This is a genomic window from Arthrobacter sp. FW306-1B-F12A, assembly GCF_058781865.1.
The window spans coordinates 64,658-79,940 of sequence record NZ_JBYSXD010000004.1 but is presented as its reverse complement, the minus strand read 5'-3'; the positions used below and the strand labels follow the sequence as shown (position 1 = coordinate 79,940).

Sequence of the window (15,283 nt, the reverse complement as noted above, 5' to 3'; positions counted from 1 at the left end):
GGTGTACCGCATGGTGCGCGAATCGGCGTGTCGTTTTGTGCCCTGAACCGGGTGCACCGTATCCATGTTACGGAGTCGCGCCAAGCATGGCACGCCGCAGGAGACGCAGGCGCCCGGCCTCGGCTAATCTCGCATTATGGAAAAGGCTGACATCACGTTCCGGACGCGCAAGTGGATACGCCCGGAGGACCTCAACGCCAACGGCACGCTGTTCGGTGGAAGCCTGCTGAAATGGATCGACGAGGAAGCGGCAATCTACGCAATCCTCCAGCTTGGAAACGGCCGCGCCGTCACCAAGTACATCTCCGAAATCAACTTCGTCAGCTCGGCCGTCCAAGGCGACCTGGTGGAGATGGGCCTGACGGCGGTCCGTTTCGGCCGGACGTCTCTGACCATGCGCGCGGAGGTGCGCAACATGATCACTCGCGACAGCATCCTGACCATCGAGGAAATCGTGTTCGTCAATCTCGGCCACGACGGCCGCCCGGAACCGCACGGCTACACGGAAATCACCTATGACCGTGACCGCATCCCGACACACCACCTGACGCAAGCCCTCCACGAGGACTGAGCGCCCGACGTCGGGCCCTCCCTAAGCGGCGGGCCCGCACCAAAGCTCCTTTCCCCGGAAACGGGTGCTGGCGGCCGCGAAATTCGCGGCCGCCAGCTTGTATTTCCAGCAACGGGAGTGATGTCACTGGAACTTCGGGGCGCCCAGACGGGCGCGACGCCTCAAGGGAGGCGGGGGTCAGCGCCTGTCGAAGGTGAGACCACCGGGGACCTGGAACGTCGGCATAAGTTCCAGCATGCCCACATTGACGTGGCGCGGGGTTTCGATGGCGTAATCGAGCGCGTTGACGATGTCGTCAGTGGTCAACGACTCGTAGCCTTCGTAGTACGTCTTCCATGCTTCTTCCATGGCTTCAGGCGTGCCGCCCATGTTCCGGCCGAAGATCTCGGTTTCCACACGCCCCGGGCAGATCTCGGTCACGCGGATGCGCTTGCCGACCGTATCGTTCCTGAGCTGGCGGGAGATCTGGTGCACGGCGGCTTTCGTGGCGTGGTACACCGTGTGGCCATAGAAGTTGTAGACGCCTGCGATCGAGCTGATGTTGATGACGTGGCCAAGGTCGCGCTCCACCATGCCCGGCAGGACCAGCCGCGTGAGCTGAAGCAGGCCGCGAAGGTTGACGTCGATGAGCTCGTCGATGTCCTGCTCGGACGAGTCCAGGAGGTTCCCGGGCCGGGAAACTCCGGCGCAGTTGACCAGGACGTCGACCTTCAGCTCGCTCACGACGGCGGTCAGGGCAGCTGTGTCGGTCAGGTCAACTACGTGCGGGATGGCACCCGTACGATCGGCCAGTTCGCTGAGGCGTTCCTCGTTGCGGGCCACGGCGTGAACGGTCAGGCCCCTTTTGGCCAGGCGCTCCGTGATCGCGGCACCCATACCGGTTGACGCTCCGGTGACGAGGGCGGTGGTGTAGTCGGAAAAAGACATCGGTTCTCCAAAGAGTGGAAATGGAAGGCACGAAGTGTGCCCGGAGGTCAGCGGCGCCTAAGCGTCGCGCAGGGGTTCGTGTGCCCGGTCCTTGACCGTGCTCACGGCTGCGAGCGTGCCGAGTGCCGTGACGACTGCGTAGAAGGCCGGCATGTAGATGTTGCCGGTGCTGCTGATAAGCCAGGTCATCAGCAACGGAGCGGTTCCGCCGAAGAGCGCGGAGGAGATGTTGTAGCCGAGGCCGTAGGCGGAGTACCGAACCCGGGTGGGGAACAGCTCAACGATCAGGATGTGGATGACTGCCGTGTGGCCGGCGAAGACGATGGCCATGATCGAGGCGCCAAGGATGGCCAGGCCCATGTTTCCCGTTGCGATGAGGGCGTAGGACGGGATGCCCAGGATGGTCATGGCGATGGCGGAGCCGGCGATGACTTTCTTGCGGCCGATGCGGTCGGAGAGGGCGCCCATGAAAGGAATGGCGATGCAGATGACAACCAGGCTGCAGGCGGTGATGAACAGTGCCTCGCCGATGGTGAAGTTGAGCTGCTTGCCTTTGAGGAACGTAGGCATGTAGGAGAACAGGACGTAGTAGCCGGAGCCGTTCATGAGCGGGATGAAGAGGGCAAGAACCATGGCCCGGCGGTGCTCAGCGGACTGGAAGGCTTCCTTGAGCGGGTTCTTGGAAAGGCCGCCTTCTTCCTTGAGCTTGGTGAAGTTGGGGGTGTCCGCGATGGCCTTGCGGATGTACCAGCCGATGACGCCCATGGGAATGGCGACCAGGAAAGGAATGCGCCATGCGAAGGAGCCGAAGCCACCGCCGTCGATCGCGGCCTGGGTGAGCCACGGAGACATGGAGAACGCCACAAGGGTGCCGGTGAGGAGGGCTGCGAACGAAGCGATCTGCGCGTAGGAAGTGATGATGCCGCGCTTGCCCTCGGGGGCATGTTCAGCGAGGAAGGTCATGGCGCCGGCGGCTTCGCCGCCGACCGAGAAGCCCTGCAGGAGCCGCAGTAGGACGAGCAGGATGGGAGCCGCAATGCCGATGGCCGCGTACGTGGGCAGGATTCCGATACCGGCTGTGGCGACGCTGATCAGCAGAATGACGAAGACCAGTAGCTTTTGCCTGCCGATCCGGTCGCCCAGGTAGCCGCAAACAACCGCGCCGAGGGGACGGACGAAGAACGAGACTGCGTAGCCGGCGAAGACGAACAACAAGGCGTTGTCCGGGTTACCGGGGGCGAGGAACACCAAGGCAAGTGTTCCGGCCATAAACGCGAAGATGCCGTTGTCATAAAGTTCCACGAAGATGCCAACGCAGCCTGCGGTGACAACCTTGCGCGTTTGACGGCCTGTGAGCCGTTCATGCTGCACTTGTGCAGCGTTGGTGTTAGCGGTCATGACATTTCCTTCTTGATGTTGAGCGTAGCAACGCCTATTGGTTTTGACGACAGGTTTTTAGCTGCATGCCGCAACCGGGAGGTCCTGCCACTGGGGTCGGCATCCAATGCCAAGTAGTCCGAAGACTGTGTTGACGGATTCGCGGAGGGTTTCAAGCTGCGCCCGCGAGCGCCGGTGGGCGGAAGTTGCCTCCGCCACTGTTGTTTTCCTGAAGCGGACCTTGTCGCCCGGGCGGGCTTGGGCAAGGACGTCCAGCCCATTGCTGGTGACCACGGCGAGGACTGGATATCCGGCGGTGACGCCGCGTCCCCGGTGCAGTACCAGCAACTCTTCCCGGGAGGGAACCTCGACGGCGCCCACCGGTACCCCGCGTGAAAGCACTTCGCCACTCGAGGTTCTTTCCGGAAGTTCACCCCCGAGCCTCAGGCCGATGTGATTGCTCCGGCCACTTACGGCGTATTCCGAGGTGAAGAGCAGCTCGGCGGAATCGCCAAACTCGGCGACATCCGGACCGTCAGTCACATCGACCATCAATTCCTGCCCCATGTCCGGCCGTTCAAGACCAAGCCGGAAGAGCGGAAGGTCGAAGTACGGTTGGCGAACAGGGCCCACGCTGCGGCGGGTCAGGAGGGTGGTTCCTTCCTTGAGCTGCAGGCCGAAGCCCACAACGGTGTCCGGGGCACAACTACCCAGCAGCGTCGGCGCCTCCACGGAACCGTGGACGGCCAGGTAGGCACGGAGGCCCCGGTTGATTCCCCGGACGGCCACCGTCTCGCCAGCACGGACCGAAACCGGTTCCCACTGGCTGCACGGACGCCCTCCGACGGTGAGGTTCAACGGAGCCCCCGTGACTGCGATCAGGATGTCTGACTGCGCTTTCATCCTGAAGTCGAGGGCCGTGATCTCCACCAGGGGATCGTTGTCCGCGTTGCCGGCAAGGATGTTGGCGGCCCGGGCCGAGTACTGGTCCAGGGCGCCGTTGACCGGAAGCCCAAAGCGGGGTCCACGGAACCGGCCAAGGTCTGTGACCACGGCGTTACCGGGTTGCTGGATGAGGATGTGCCCGCTCATGGCCTTGGTTCCAGTTCCTTGCCGACGTAAGAGCCGAACTCTCCGGCCTCGATGCGACGGAAACGGAGAATGTCTCCTGGCTTGTAAGGGACAAGTGGTTCACGGCGAATGTTCAGGACAGTCAAAGGGGTCTGACCGATGACGCACCAGCCACCCGGTGCGGACGCGGGAGCGATGACGGCTTGGCGTCCGGCCACAGCCACTGCCCCGGCCGGGACGCTGAGCCGGGGATCCTTGAGGCGGGGCACAGGCTTGGGGAAGGCGGGACCGTCCATCATGGGCGAGCCGGCAGGAGCACCCAGGCAGCGGACGGTGTAAGTCTTCTCGGTGTGGACGCGGATGACTTCCTCGGTGGAGATGCCCTGGTATTCGGCTACTTTCTCCAGGTCGGGACCGTATTCGCCGCCATAGACCACCGGAACATCAAATTCACGGGGTGCCTTTGCTGCGCCGGCGGACCGGCCCATTTCGAGGAGTCCCAGCTTGACGAACGCGCGCACCTGACGGGCCGACACCAGGACGGGGTCGAATTCCACCAGCACGGAATCGTAGGTGGGTACCGCGCCGTGAAGGCCCTCGGCGCCACAGCTCTCCAGCCAGTCGGCAAGACGGTGGACCGTGAGCCAGTTGTCCTCGCTTGCTTCGGCAAGGGCGACGACGCGCAATGCGGAGTCTCCTGATTCGTAGATCTCGGTGGGAGCCGCCATGAGAACGGACATGTCAGGCCGCCTTCCTCTTGGCATCCATGACTTCGGTCAACGGGGCAATACGGACGCCGGCCGAAATGAGCTCCGAACGGATCAGCCGGGCGAGCTCGACGGCGCCGGGGTTGTCCCCGTGAAGCAGGACGGTGTCCGCGGAGATGTCGATGTCAGTGCCGTTGGCGCATCGGATCTTGCCCTCGCACACCATGCGGACGGTTCGCTCGACAATAGCCGAGGGATCGTGCAGCACGGCGCCGGGCTGGCTGCGCGGGACCAGGGTCCCGTCTTCCTGGTAGGCACGATCGACGATGCCCACAATCGCCACGTCCAGGCCGGCGGAACGTGCCGCCTTGGCCAACTCGCCCTCCTGCGCGACCACGATCAGTTCGTTGTCCACGCGGGCAGCGGCCTCAGCCACGGCCTCCGCGTAATCCGCCCGGACGGCGACGAGATTTCCCAGCCGGCCGTGCGGCGCGATGTGGGTCACCTTGGTTCCGTGGAAGGCAGCGAAGCCGTTCAGGGCGCCCAGTTGGTAGAGCACATCCGCACGCACTTCGTTGGCAGTCAGGCCCATGTCCCGGCGGCCGAAACCACGCAGGTCCGGGAAGCTCGGGTGGGCTCCGATTCCCACTCCGCGGCGAACGCATTCGGCGACCGTGGCGTCCATGATGTCCGGATCGCCCGCGTGGAACCCGCAAGCGATATTGGCACTTGAAACGATCTCCAGAAGATCGGTGTCGCTGCCTATGGTGTAGGCACCGAATCCCTCTCCAAGATCCGCTACAAGATCAATTGTCGGGTTCACGTGGTTCTCTTTCCGTGGTTCTGCATTGGGGTCCGGCAATTCCGCTCGAACGGCTGGAATATCCGGTAAACTCAGTTGCCTTTTCGATTGAAAGTGTTTAGCTAAAATTCTTCAATCCGGGGAACTGTCGGTAATTCTTTGGTGATAGAAGTCTCGCACCCACGAACTTCGGGCACAAAGACCTATTCCCTATCACGGGATAGCTCCCGGTTATGACCTACGGCACACATGCTGGTGGCGGAAACGGCATGCTGCCGGGCCGCCGTCGTCGTCCTCCGTGGTGAAGGTCGACGACGGCGGGCGGCGGCGCGCGCGGTGGACCTGCCGCTGTTGCCGGAGGGCGATGTGCCCGAAAGTCTCATAGGGTGCTCTTTACGTGACGATCGATTTGTGAGGCAGCGTCCCGAATGCGTCTATATTTGGGTATCGGGACAATTCGGATGATGGGGAGTCAACGAACTGTCAGTAAATGGTTGGGAAACGCCACCATGGGGATGTGGATCTCAAATTAGTCGCTGAGAGACAGGTCACACAAAGACGGATTGTGTGTCCCTACATAGAATTTCCTTATGGCATCCAGGCCCCAAGTGGACTTGGAGGAAGGCAGACCGATGGATACGCGGAAGCTCTCATATTTTGTAAAGATCGTCGATTCGGGGAGCATCACCAAGGCCGCTGCAGCGCTCCACGTCGCCCAGCCTGCCCTCAGCCAGCAGGTGTCGGCACTGGAAAGCGATTTGAAGCAGCGCCTGCTGATCCGCAGTAAGCAAGGTGTCGAGCCGACCGCCGCGGGGCACACACTCTACCGCCATGCCCAGACCATCCTGCGGCTTGTTGAACAAGCGCGGCAGGACGTAGCGACATCCGGGGCCGCACCATCGGGCAGGGTGTCCATCGCCATCGCACCGTACAGCATGGCCTCCAGCCTCACGCCGCAGATCATCCGGGAGGTCGGCCGGCGATACCCGGACATCGTGGTGCATTTGACCGAGATCTTCGGGGGCGTGCTGAGCGAAGCAATCAAGAACGGGCGCCTCGACATGGCCCTGATCTACGAGCCGGGGAAGATCCGCGGGGTTCAGTTCACCACTATGATCGTGGAAGACCTGCACCTGGTCACCCACGAAGACGTCGATGTTGCCCAGGGCCGCACTACTGTCACTCTTGAAGAAGCCAGCACCCTTGGACTGTTCCTCCCCGAAAAGAACCACACCCTTCGCCAGATCATCGAAAAGGGACTGGCCGAGCACGGGTTGCCCCTGCGGCTCGTAGGAGAAGTGGAGTCGGTTCCGTCGCTTGTCCGGCTCATCCGCGCAAACCTCGGGGCTACCGTGCTGCCGAAATCGGCTGCCGATGCGCTCTTCCCTGATGAGAACTTCAAGGTCCTGCGGATCGTCGAACCGGCCCTGCAGAGCAAGATCGCCCTGTGCACCCCCGACCACGAACCGCTGTCAGAGGCCGCCTCGGCCGTGCTCATCCTGGTCAAGGAGATGCTGCAGCAACAGTTGATCAGCAAGTACGCGGCCGATCCATCCTAGGGTTGATCCATCCATAACATTGCCTTATCCGGACAGACATCTTTGGTCTTATTCACGGGCATTTTTATTTCCTATTATCGAATTAGCAAATAATTCGAAAGCGGCTCGCGGATTCCGTGAACCCAATCAAAGGAAACAGCGGTGAAAAAGATCAGCCAGACCCGGTGGGTTTCGAATCCAGCCCTCGGAACGATCAGCGCACGGACCGGATTCCACTGCCCTAGGAACGGTTTCTGGCGTCCTTTGGGCGGCGTGGGCGAGCCCCTCTTCGTCTTCGAAGGAAGCCTCATGCCGCCCCATGCCGGACACAGCATCGAGTGGTACCTGGTCGACGCACGGCCCTGACACCCCGGACTGGACTGACTCGACTAACCACCCAAGGCGCCTTGCCCCAGGCAAGGCGCCTTCTTCGTGCCCGGAAACGGGCGCGCAAAAGGCCGGCCACCGCATTCGGTGACCGGCCCCAGCGTGACAATCAGTCTTCGACCAGCAGTCCCTTGGCCTTCAGCTTTTCCGTTAGTCCGCACAACTCGATGGTGGTGCCGCCGGCGTGGTAGGCCTTGATGAGCTCGCGTTCGGCGTCGTCCCGGGCTTGGGAGAGCGCGATGACCTCCTCCGCTTCCTCACGGCGGACGACAACGACGCCGTCTGCGTCACCGCGGAGGATGTCTCCGGGGTAGATGATCTCATCGCCGAACACCAGGGGGTGGTTGATGGGTCCGAGGGTTTCCTTGACCGTGCCTTTGATGCAGACGCTGCCCGAGAATACCGGCAGGCCCAATTCAATGAGGTCCTGGGTGTCCCGCACGCCGGAATCCGTCACCATCGCCGCAATGCCCTTGGCTTTCATGGCATTGCCCAAGACGTCGCCGAACGTTCCGGCGTCGGAAAATTCCTGGGCACCGACCAGGACCACGTCGCCGGCCTGGGCGTAGTGGATGGCAACCTGCAGCATGAGGTTGTCCTGCGGGGCACAGGCCACCGTCACGGCCGGGCCGCAGAAGGACATCGAGCGGTCGATCGGCTTGATCTTGGAGCTCAGGGCGCCGCGGCGGCCCTGGGCTTCGTGGATGGTCGCGGAGGAGAACGCCGCGAGGCGGCTGACGACGTCGGCGTCGGGCCTCTGGAATTTTGTCTTGACGTGGATCATTTCCTGAATCTTTCTCTTGGCTGGCTTCTGGGGTGCCCGTGGGGCTTAGTTGAGGGCGCTGACTGCCTTGCGGATCGAGTCCACGCCGGCATTGATGGTCTCCAGCGATGTGGCGAAGGAGATCCGGAAGTAGGGGCCGAGGCCGTAGGCCGAGCCCTGGATGACGGCGACCGCAGCCGCGTTGAGGAGGTACAGCGTGAAGTCCTGGTCGTTCTCAATGACCGTGCCGTCCGGAGCGGTCTTGCCGATGACGCCGCTGCAATTCACGTAGGCGTAGAAGGCACCCTCGGCCGGCGCGACGGAAAGTCCGTCTATGGCGTTGAGGCCTTCGACGGCGACGTCCCGGCGCTTGCGGTACACCTCCACGCTGTCCCGGACGAACGACTGGTCGCCGTTCAGGGCGGCCGCCGCAGCTGCTTGGCTGACCGACGACGGGCAGGATGAGGTCTGCGACTGCAGCTTGTTCATGGCCGCGATCAAAGGCGCCGGGCCCACGCCGTAGCCAAGGCGCCAACCGGTCATTGCGTAGGCCTTGGAGACTCCGTTGACCAGGAGGATGCGGTCGCGGAGGGTCGGAACCGCCGTGACGAGGCTGGTCACCCGGCCGTCGCCGAAGTGGATTTCGTCGTAGATCTCGTCCGTGAGGATGTAGACATGCGGGAATTCCTCAAGGACGGCACCCAGGGCCTGGAGTTCTTCGCGTGTGTACACGGCTCCCGTCGGGTTGGACGGAGCGTTGAGGATGAGCCATTTCGTCTTGGGCGTGATGGCTTCGCGGAGGGCGGCCGGTGTGAGCTTGAAGCCGGTGTCTTCTCCGCAAGCGACGATCACGGGCGTGCCGTCGTTGGCGAGGACCATGTCCGGGTAGGACACCCAGTACGGTGCGGGGACGATGACCTCGTCGCCCTCGTTGAGCGAAGCCATGAGTGCTACGTAGAGGACTTGCTTGGCACCGCCGCCGATGGTCAGCTGGTTCGCTGCGTAATGCACGCCGGTGTGGCTTTCAATCCGGCGGAGGATGGCGGTCTGCAGTTCCGGCGTTCCAGTCACCGAGGTGTACTTGGTCTGGCCGGCGTTGATCGCTTCGATCGCTGCCGCCTTGATGTGGTCAGGGGTGTCGAAGTCCGGCTCGCCGACGGTCAGGTCGATGATCGGGATGCCTTCGGCTCGTAGTTCACGGACGCGGGCGGCGGCCGCAACGCTCGCTGAGGACTTGATGCGTGTGACCCTCGACGCCGGCAGGTACTCGGACATTTGTCTTCTCCAGAATCGTGAAACTCAGGATTCGGGTGTCGAATCCCCAATTTCGAGACTAGGCACTGCCGGGCGCCGTGGATAAGACCTAATGTGCGTGGATCAATAAGAGGCCCTTATGACCACCCGATCTATATAGGGATTCTGTGGTCGTTTTGGGACATTTCAACCCTATATGGGAATCTTCCATGCACTTCGCTTATGGGTTCACGCGGTATTGGTATTTCCGCGGCGCTGCGAGCACCGCCTAGATTTCATAGATCAGAAGTTCGCGAAGAGTCCGAAAGGGATCCAATGCCAGCCCAATCCGGGTCCCTTCCGGGCCCGTCAACCACCGGCAGGTATACCTACCGGGCCAAGGTTCCAGCCCGGTCCCAAACCGTGGCCAAAGGAGAGCGTGCCAAGCTCACGCACGCCCTCGCGGCGCACAGGCAACTCCTGTCCCATGCTTCGAGCGCCATCCGCACATTGACCGCTGCCCGCAACGAGATGATCGCCCAGGCCCTTGAAGACGGGCTCACGTTGGCCACAATTTCGGCGGTGACCGGGGAAAACATTCGGGCTGTCCGAACCATCGGTTTGGCTTATGACGACCTTCACCCGAGCGGGCTCACGCGAGGCGCGCATGTGGATGGCCTGAGGGCGAAAAGCGAGCAACTCAAAGCAGCCGAAAGGCATCGCGACCGGATCGTTAATCAGCGGGAAGCGTTGATTGTCACGGCGCTCCGCTCCCAAGCCTGCGATGACCTTGAACTTGCCTCGCTGACCGGCCTCACCCCCGAGCATATCCGCAGGTCAACGCGGGGCATCGCGCGCTCCGCCTAGCTTACTTCGTTGCGTCTTTCTTTTCCGGGGGCGTCCTGCAGCTAAACAGTTCCTGTGTTCCCGTTTTCCTCGCGATGAGCACCGTCAATGCGCGGGCCGACGTCGAGATCGGTTCAAAATGCTGGATCGACCGCGCACCAACGTTCCAAATGCGCTTCACGCCCAGCACCCGGTCGTGCTCATCCGTCGCAACCAAGGGCGGACTTCCCTGCCCTGCCATGGGCCTGCGTTTCCAGCACAGACTGACTACCGTCGCGTGCTCCCAGAATTCCACGGCGGTTACAAAGAATTCGCGCCCCTCATCATCCAGGAACAGCCCGGACTGCGGGACGTAAACAGCCCGCAGATCGTACTCCACGGGGCCTGGACGCCTTGCAGCCGGCGATTCGGCGATGGCTGCGGCTTGTTGAGGATTGAGATCTGGTTGCGGGACCACGGCATGCTCCATTGAAATTGCGGCCGACCCCCTCCTCGACCGCCCCCGAGCGGCCTCGGGATATCCAATGTAGCTCCGTCCAAGGACCTCCGGAAGAGTACCGACTACCTACCTAGTTCAGTAGCTCGACGGGGCGTCACCTGTCCCGCCTAAGGGCGCTCCGCCGTCGGGGTTTGTTGGGATGAACTTGTCCGCGAGGGCTTCGCTGCCGCGCGCCAGCAGCGCGACATCCGCGCCGACCAGCACGAACGAGGCACCGGCGTCCATGTACGCGCGTGCGGTGGCTTCGTTGAAGGCGTTCACGCCGGCCGGTTTGCCCGCGGTCTTTGCCGCGGCGAGGCAGTGCTCGACGGCGGCGCGCACCGTGGGGTGTTCCTGTTCGCCGAGGAGGCCCATGGACGCGGCAAGGTCGGAGGGGCCGAGGAAGATGGCATCGACGCCGTCGACCGCGAGGATCTCCTCGACGGCGGCGACGGCGGCCCCGGTTTCGATCTGGACCGTGACGCTGATGGTTTCGGCGGCGCGGGCGAGGTAGTCCGGGATGCGGTTCCAGCGCGAGGCGCGGGCCAGGGCGGAGCCGACGCCGCGGACCCCGTGCGGCGGGTAGCGGACGGCGGCGATGGCGGCCTGTGCCTCCTTGGCGGAGTTGACCATGGGGATGAGCAGGTCCTGCACGCCCAGGTCCAGGTATTGCTTGAGGAGCACGGTGTCGTTGACCGGCGGGCGGACCACGGCTTGGACGGGGTAGCCGCGGACGGCCTGGAGCTGGGCGAGGATGGATTCGAGGCCGTTGGGGCTGTGTTCGGCGTCGATCAGGAGCCAGTCCAGCCCGGCCCCGGCGCATAGTTCGGCGATGAGCGGGCTGCCGGAACACACCCACATCCCGGCGAGTGGCCGGCCCGCGGGCCCGGCTTGTTCGGCCAGGGCTTGACGGAACGTGCGGTCTGGTTCTACTCGAAGCGGCATGTGACAACTCCCAAGGGACCGTAGTCGGCGTGGACGGTATCGCCTTTGTATACCCAGAGGGGGCGGGTGAAGGAGCCGGCGAGGATGATCTCCCCGGCCTTCAGCCCATCACCGTGCGGGGCGATCTTGTTAACGAGCCAGTGCACGCCGTTGGCGGGGTGGTCCAGGACGCCGGCGGCGACGCCGGTTTCCTCCACCACCTGGTTTTTGTACAGGATCGCCGATACCCAGCGGAGGTCGACGGCGTCCGGGCGGACCGGGCGTCCGCCGACCACCATGGCACCCATGGCCGCGTTGTCCGAGATGGTGTCCACGATGGTCCGGCCCTCCATCTCGATCCTGGAATCCAGGATCTCAAGGGCCGGAACCACGTAGTCGGTGGCGTTCAGGACGTCGAAGATGCTGCAGCCGGGCCCGGAGAGGTCCTTCTTGAGCACGAACGCCAGTTCCACCTCGACCCGGGGGTGGGTGTACTGGTCCCACGGCACGGAGCAACCGGTGTCCAGGACCATGTCATCGAAAATCGCGCCGTAGTCCGGTTCGGTGATGCCGGTGGCGTCCTGCATGGCCTTGGACGTCAGCCCGATCTTGCGGCCCACCAGCTTCCGGCCGGCGTCCTCGTTCCGGCGCCGCCATAACTGCTGCACGGCGTAGGAATCCTCCACCGTCATCTCCGGGTAGCGGGCGGTCAGGCGCGGAACCGGGGTCCGGCTCCGGCCTGCTTCTACTAGTTCGTCGGCAATGGTTTCTATCGTCTTCGGGTCAAGCATCTCCACACTCCGTTCGGCCATCCTGCGGTCAGCATACGTTGAGGGCCGCCGGCCTAGAGCTGCGAGCCGACCTTGAAGCCCTTCTTTTCCCCCGCGGGGCCGTCCTCGGGCTGGCGCGTGTACGAGAAGCCGTCGGCACCCACGGTGACCGCCATTTCGCTCTTTTCCTCGCGGACGACGACCGGCTGCGGGTTGCCGTCCAGGTCCAGGACGAGGGAGGCCTCGGTGTACCAGGACGGGACCACGGGGTTGCCCCACCAGTCGCGGCGCTGGTTGTCGTGGACGTCCCAGGTGACCGTGGGGTTGTCCGGGTCACCGGTGTAGTAGTCCTGGGTGTAGATCTCGATGCGGTGCCCGTCCGGGTCCAGGATGTACAGGTAGAACGCGTTGGACACGCCGTGCCGGCCCGGGCCTCGTTCGATCCGGTCGCTGATGCGCAGGGCGCCCATCTTGTCGCAGATCTGGATGATGTTGTGCTTCTCGTGCGTGGAGAAGGCGATGTGGTGCAGGCGCGGGCCGTTGCCCCCGGTCAGGGCGGTGTCGTGCACGGTCTGCTTGCGGTGCATCCACGCGGCGTACGTGACGCCGTCGGAATCCTTGATGTCCTCGGACACGCGGAAGCCCAGGTCCTCCAGGTAGGCCCGGCCGCGGGGAACGTCCGGGGTGACCTGGTTGAAGTGGTCCAGGCGGACCAGCTCACCGGCGGAGTACAGGTCGTAGCGCTGGGTGAGGCGTTCGACGTGCTCCACGTCGTAGAAGAACTCGTACGGGAAGCCCAAAGGGTCCTCGACGCGGACCGAGTCCCCGATGCCCTTGGTGAAGCCGTTCTTGCGGCGCTCCACCCGGCAGCCGAGCTCGCGGTAGTAGGCCTCGGCGGCGTCGACCTCGGCCGGGGACTTCACCCGGTACGCGAACGCTGCCGCGGCGGCGACCGGTCCCTTGCGCAGGACCAGGTTGTGGTGGATGAACTCCTCGAAGGAACGCAGGTAGATGGTGTTCTCGTCTTCCTCGGTGACGTGCAGGCCGAGCAGGTCAACGTAGAACTCGCGGGACTTGGCGAGGTCCGTGACCACGAGTTCAAGGTAGGCGCAGCGGACGATATCCGGCGCCGGGACGGTGGGGGTCGGGACGAAGTTGCTCATGGGGTTCTCTCTTCTTCGAAAGGGTCTGTGGTGTTCGACGGCGGGATGCTCGCCTTTGGTGCCGGGTGCCGCCCAACTGACTCGCAGTAAGTGTCGTTTTGGAGCCCCATAACGACAACAAGTGCGAGGTAGTTGGGCCGGGCGGGGTCAGGCGCCGAACTTCGGGGTGTGCACAGCGCCGAGGGTGATGTGCACGGCTTGCTGGTCGGTGTAGAAATCGATGGAGCGGTAGCCGCCTTCGTGGCCCAGGCCCGAGGCTTTGACCCCGCCAAAGGGGGTGCGCAGGTCCCGGACGTTGTGGCTGTTGAGCCACACCATGCCAGCCTCGACGTTCTGCGCGAAGTTGTGCGCGCGGGTCAGGTTCTGGGTCCAGATGTAGGCCGCCAAGCCGTATTTGGTGTTGTTCGCCAGGGCGAGGGCTTCGTCGTCGTTCTCGAACGGGGTGATCGCGACGACCGGGCCAAAAATCTCCTCCTGGAAGATCCGGGCGTCGGGCGCGACGTCGGCGAACACCGTCGGGGCGATGTAGTTGCTGTTGTTGAGCCCTGCGGGCAAGTCTTCCGGGCGTCCGCCGCCGGCGAGCAGCCGGCCTTCGGACTTGCCGATCTCCACGTACGAGGCGACCTTTTCGTAGTGCTCGGGGTGGACGAGGGCGCCGACCTGGGTCTTGGGGTCGTGCGGGTCGCCGACGACGATATTCTTCGCGCGGGCGGCGTACTTCTCGCAGAACTCGTCATAGATCGCGCGTTCGACGAGGATCCGCGAACCGGCGGTGCAGCGTTCTCCGTTGAGGGAGAAGACCCCGAATAGTGCCGAATCGATCGCGGCGTCCAGGTCGGCGTCGGCGAACACGACGCACGGGGACTTCCCGCCCAGCTCCATGGACAGGCCCTTGAGGTTGGCGGCGGCGTTGCGGAAGATCGTCTGGCCCGTTGTGGTCTCGCCCGTGAAGGAAATCAGCGGCACGTCCGGGTGCTTGACGAGGGCGTCACCGGCTTCCTCGCCGAGCCCGTTGACCAGGTTGAACACGCCGTCGGGCAGGCCGGCATCCTTGAAGATCTGCGCCCAGAGCGAGGCCGAGAGCGGGGTGAACTCGGCCGGCTTGAGGACCACGGTGTTGCCGGCGGCCAGGGCGGGGGCGAGTTTCCAGGACTCGAGCATGAACGGGGTGTTCCACGGCGTGATCAGGCCCGCGACGCCGATCGGCTTGCGGTTGACGTAGTTGATCTGTGAGCCCGGGACCTTCATGGCGTCGTCGAACTGGGCCACGATCAGGTCCGCGAAGAAGCGGAAGTTCTCCGCCGCACGCAGGGCCTGGCCCTTGGCTTGGGTGATCGGCAGGCCGGTGTCAAAGGTTTCGAGTTCGGCGAGGCGTTCTTCCTGGGCTTCGACGGCGTCGGCGATCCTGTTCAGGACGCGGGCACGCTCGCGCGGCTTCATCTTCGGCCACGGGCCGTTCACGAAGGCTTCGCGGGCCGCGGCAACGGCGAGGTCGATGTCTTCCTTCTGCCCGGCCGCGGCGGTGGCGTAGTTGGTGTTGGAGACCGGGTCCAGGACGTCGAAGGTCTTCCCGCTGACCGAGTCAACGAATTCGCCGTTGATGAAGTGCTGGATGTGGGTGGGAAGGTCCTTCGGGACGTAATGGGTGGTTTCTGGTGCAGTGAACGTCATTGTTTTCTCCTTTGCTATTGGAACGCGGGGTCACTTACGGCCCATGTCGGGGCGC

16 protein-coding genes are annotated in these 15,283 nt (G+C 63.7%); 4 read left to right on the top strand and 12 right to left on the bottom strand.

Translation table 11 applies throughout. The features are described 5' to 3' along the window. The first annotated feature begins 136 nt into the window (after positions 1 to 136). A complete protein-coding gene (locus AC3WJU_RS03425) occupies positions 137 to 571 on the top strand; it encodes an acyl-CoA thioesterase (protein ID WP_084784486.1) in 435 nt (144 codons plus the stop codon). Between the two features lie 177 nt (positions 572 to 748). Here AC3WJU_RS03425 and AC3WJU_RS03420 read toward each other — a convergent pair whose 3' ends face one another. From AC3WJU_RS03420 to AC3WJU_RS03400, 5 genes are read right to left on the bottom strand one after another with little or no spacing between them, the layout of a single operon-like run. Then, the gene (locus AC3WJU_RS03420) at positions 749 to 1,498 is read right to left on the bottom strand and encodes an SDR family oxidoreductase (RefSeq protein WP_059388741.1); all 750 of its coding nucleotides are present in this window, start codon (positions 1,496 to 1,498) and stop codon (positions 749 to 751) included. A gap of 57 nt (positions 1,499 to 1,555) precedes the next feature. Then, positions 1,556 to 2,896, bottom strand: coding sequence for an MFS transporter (locus AC3WJU_RS03415; protein WP_492259120.1), 1,341 nt, complete (start codon positions 2,894 to 2,896; stop codon positions 1,556 to 1,558). Between the two features lie 57 nt (positions 2,897 to 2,953). After that, entirely contained in the window at positions 2,954 to 3,967 is a 1,014-nt protein-coding gene (locus AC3WJU_RS03410) for a 5-oxoprolinase subunit C family protein (protein WP_492259119.1), read from the bottom strand. Next, positions 3,964 to 4,686 (bottom strand): 5-oxoprolinase subunit B family protein, encoded by a 723-nt coding sequence (locus AC3WJU_RS03405; protein ID WP_307053205.1) that lies wholly within the window; start codon positions 4,684 to 4,686, stop codon positions 3,964 to 3,966. Before AC3WJU_RS03405 ends, AC3WJU_RS03410 begins: the two co-directional genes overlap by 4 nt. A gap of 1 nt (position 4,687) precedes the next feature. Continuing rightward, positions 4,688 to 5,476 (bottom strand): LamB/YcsF family protein, encoded by a 789-nt coding sequence (locus tag AC3WJU_RS03400; RefSeq protein ID WP_332602844.1) that lies wholly within the window; start codon positions 5,474 to 5,476, stop codon positions 4,688 to 4,690. Positions 5,477 to 6,087: 611 nt separating this feature from the next. On the opposite strand from AC3WJU_RS03400, the gene AC3WJU_RS03395 reads away from it, so the two are divergent. Then, complete coding sequence (locus tag AC3WJU_RS03395) at positions 6,088 to 7,014, top strand: LysR substrate-binding domain-containing protein (RefSeq protein ID WP_059388746.1); 927 nt, start codon at positions 6,088 to 6,090, stop codon at positions 7,012 to 7,014. Between the two features lie 141 nt (positions 7,015 to 7,155). Beyond that, the gene (locus tag AC3WJU_RS03390) at positions 7,156 to 7,359 is read left to right on the top strand and encodes a hypothetical protein (RefSeq protein ID WP_492259118.1); all 204 of its coding nucleotides are present in this window, start codon (positions 7,156 to 7,158) and stop codon (positions 7,357 to 7,359) included. A 130-nt stretch (positions 7,360 to 7,489) separates the two neighbouring features. Here AC3WJU_RS03390 and AC3WJU_RS03385 read toward each other — a convergent pair whose 3' ends face one another. Next, positions 7,490 to 8,164, bottom strand: coding sequence for a 4-carboxy-4-hydroxy-2-oxoadipate aldolase/oxaloacetate decarboxylase (locus AC3WJU_RS03385; protein ID WP_059388748.1), 675 nt, complete (start codon positions 8,162 to 8,164; stop codon positions 7,490 to 7,492). Between the two features lie 45 nt (positions 8,165 to 8,209). Beyond that, a complete protein-coding gene (locus AC3WJU_RS03380; protein ID WP_332602841.1) occupies positions 8,210 to 9,418 on the bottom strand; it encodes an aspartate transaminase in 1,209 nt (402 codons plus the stop codon). Between the two features lie 294 nt (positions 9,419 to 9,712). Here AC3WJU_RS03380 and AC3WJU_RS03375 point away from each other — a divergent pair, with 294 nt between their 5' ends. After that, positions 9,713 to 10,243, top strand: a complete 531-nt coding sequence (locus AC3WJU_RS03375) for a hypothetical protein (protein ID WP_492259117.1) — start codon at positions 9,713 to 9,715, stop codon at positions 10,241 to 10,243. Position 10,244: 1 nt separating this feature from the next. Here the strand turns inward: AC3WJU_RS03375 and AC3WJU_RS03370 are convergent, their stop codons facing one another. The 5 genes from AC3WJU_RS03370 to hpaE form a co-directional block, all read right to left on the bottom strand. Next, positions 10,245 to 10,679 carry a hypothetical protein gene (locus AC3WJU_RS03370; RefSeq protein ID WP_284988937.1) on the bottom strand — a complete coding sequence of 145 codons (435 nt, stop codon included), beginning with the start codon at positions 10,677 to 10,679 and terminating at the stop codon, positions 10,245 to 10,247. Between the two features lie 117 nt (positions 10,680 to 10,796). Continuing rightward, the gene (locus AC3WJU_RS03365) at positions 10,797 to 11,645 is read right to left on the bottom strand and encodes an HpcH/HpaI aldolase family protein (RefSeq protein WP_492259116.1); all 849 of its coding nucleotides are present in this window, start codon (positions 11,643 to 11,645) and stop codon (positions 10,797 to 10,799) included. Next, the gene (hpaH, locus tag AC3WJU_RS03360; RefSeq protein ID WP_492259115.1) at positions 11,630 to 12,415 is read right to left on the bottom strand and encodes a 2-oxo-hept-4-ene-1,7-dioate hydratase; all 786 of its coding nucleotides are present in this window, start codon (positions 12,413 to 12,415) and stop codon (positions 11,630 to 11,632) included. The genes AC3WJU_RS03365 and hpaH overlap by 16 nt, the downstream gene beginning before the upstream one ends. 53 nt (positions 12,416 to 12,468) lie before the next feature. Continuing rightward, the gene (hpaD, locus tag AC3WJU_RS03355) at positions 12,469 to 13,557 is read right to left on the bottom strand and encodes a 3,4-dihydroxyphenylacetate 2,3-dioxygenase (RefSeq protein ID WP_307053200.1); all 1,089 of its coding nucleotides are present in this window, start codon (positions 13,555 to 13,557) and stop codon (positions 12,469 to 12,471) included. Between the two features lie 147 nt (positions 13,558 to 13,704). After that, entirely contained in the window at positions 13,705 to 15,228 is a 1,524-nt protein-coding gene (gene hpaE, locus AC3WJU_RS03350) for a 5-carboxymethyl-2-hydroxymuconate semialdehyde dehydrogenase (RefSeq protein WP_492259114.1), read from the bottom strand. Positions 15,229 to 15,283 lie beyond the last annotated feature (55 nt).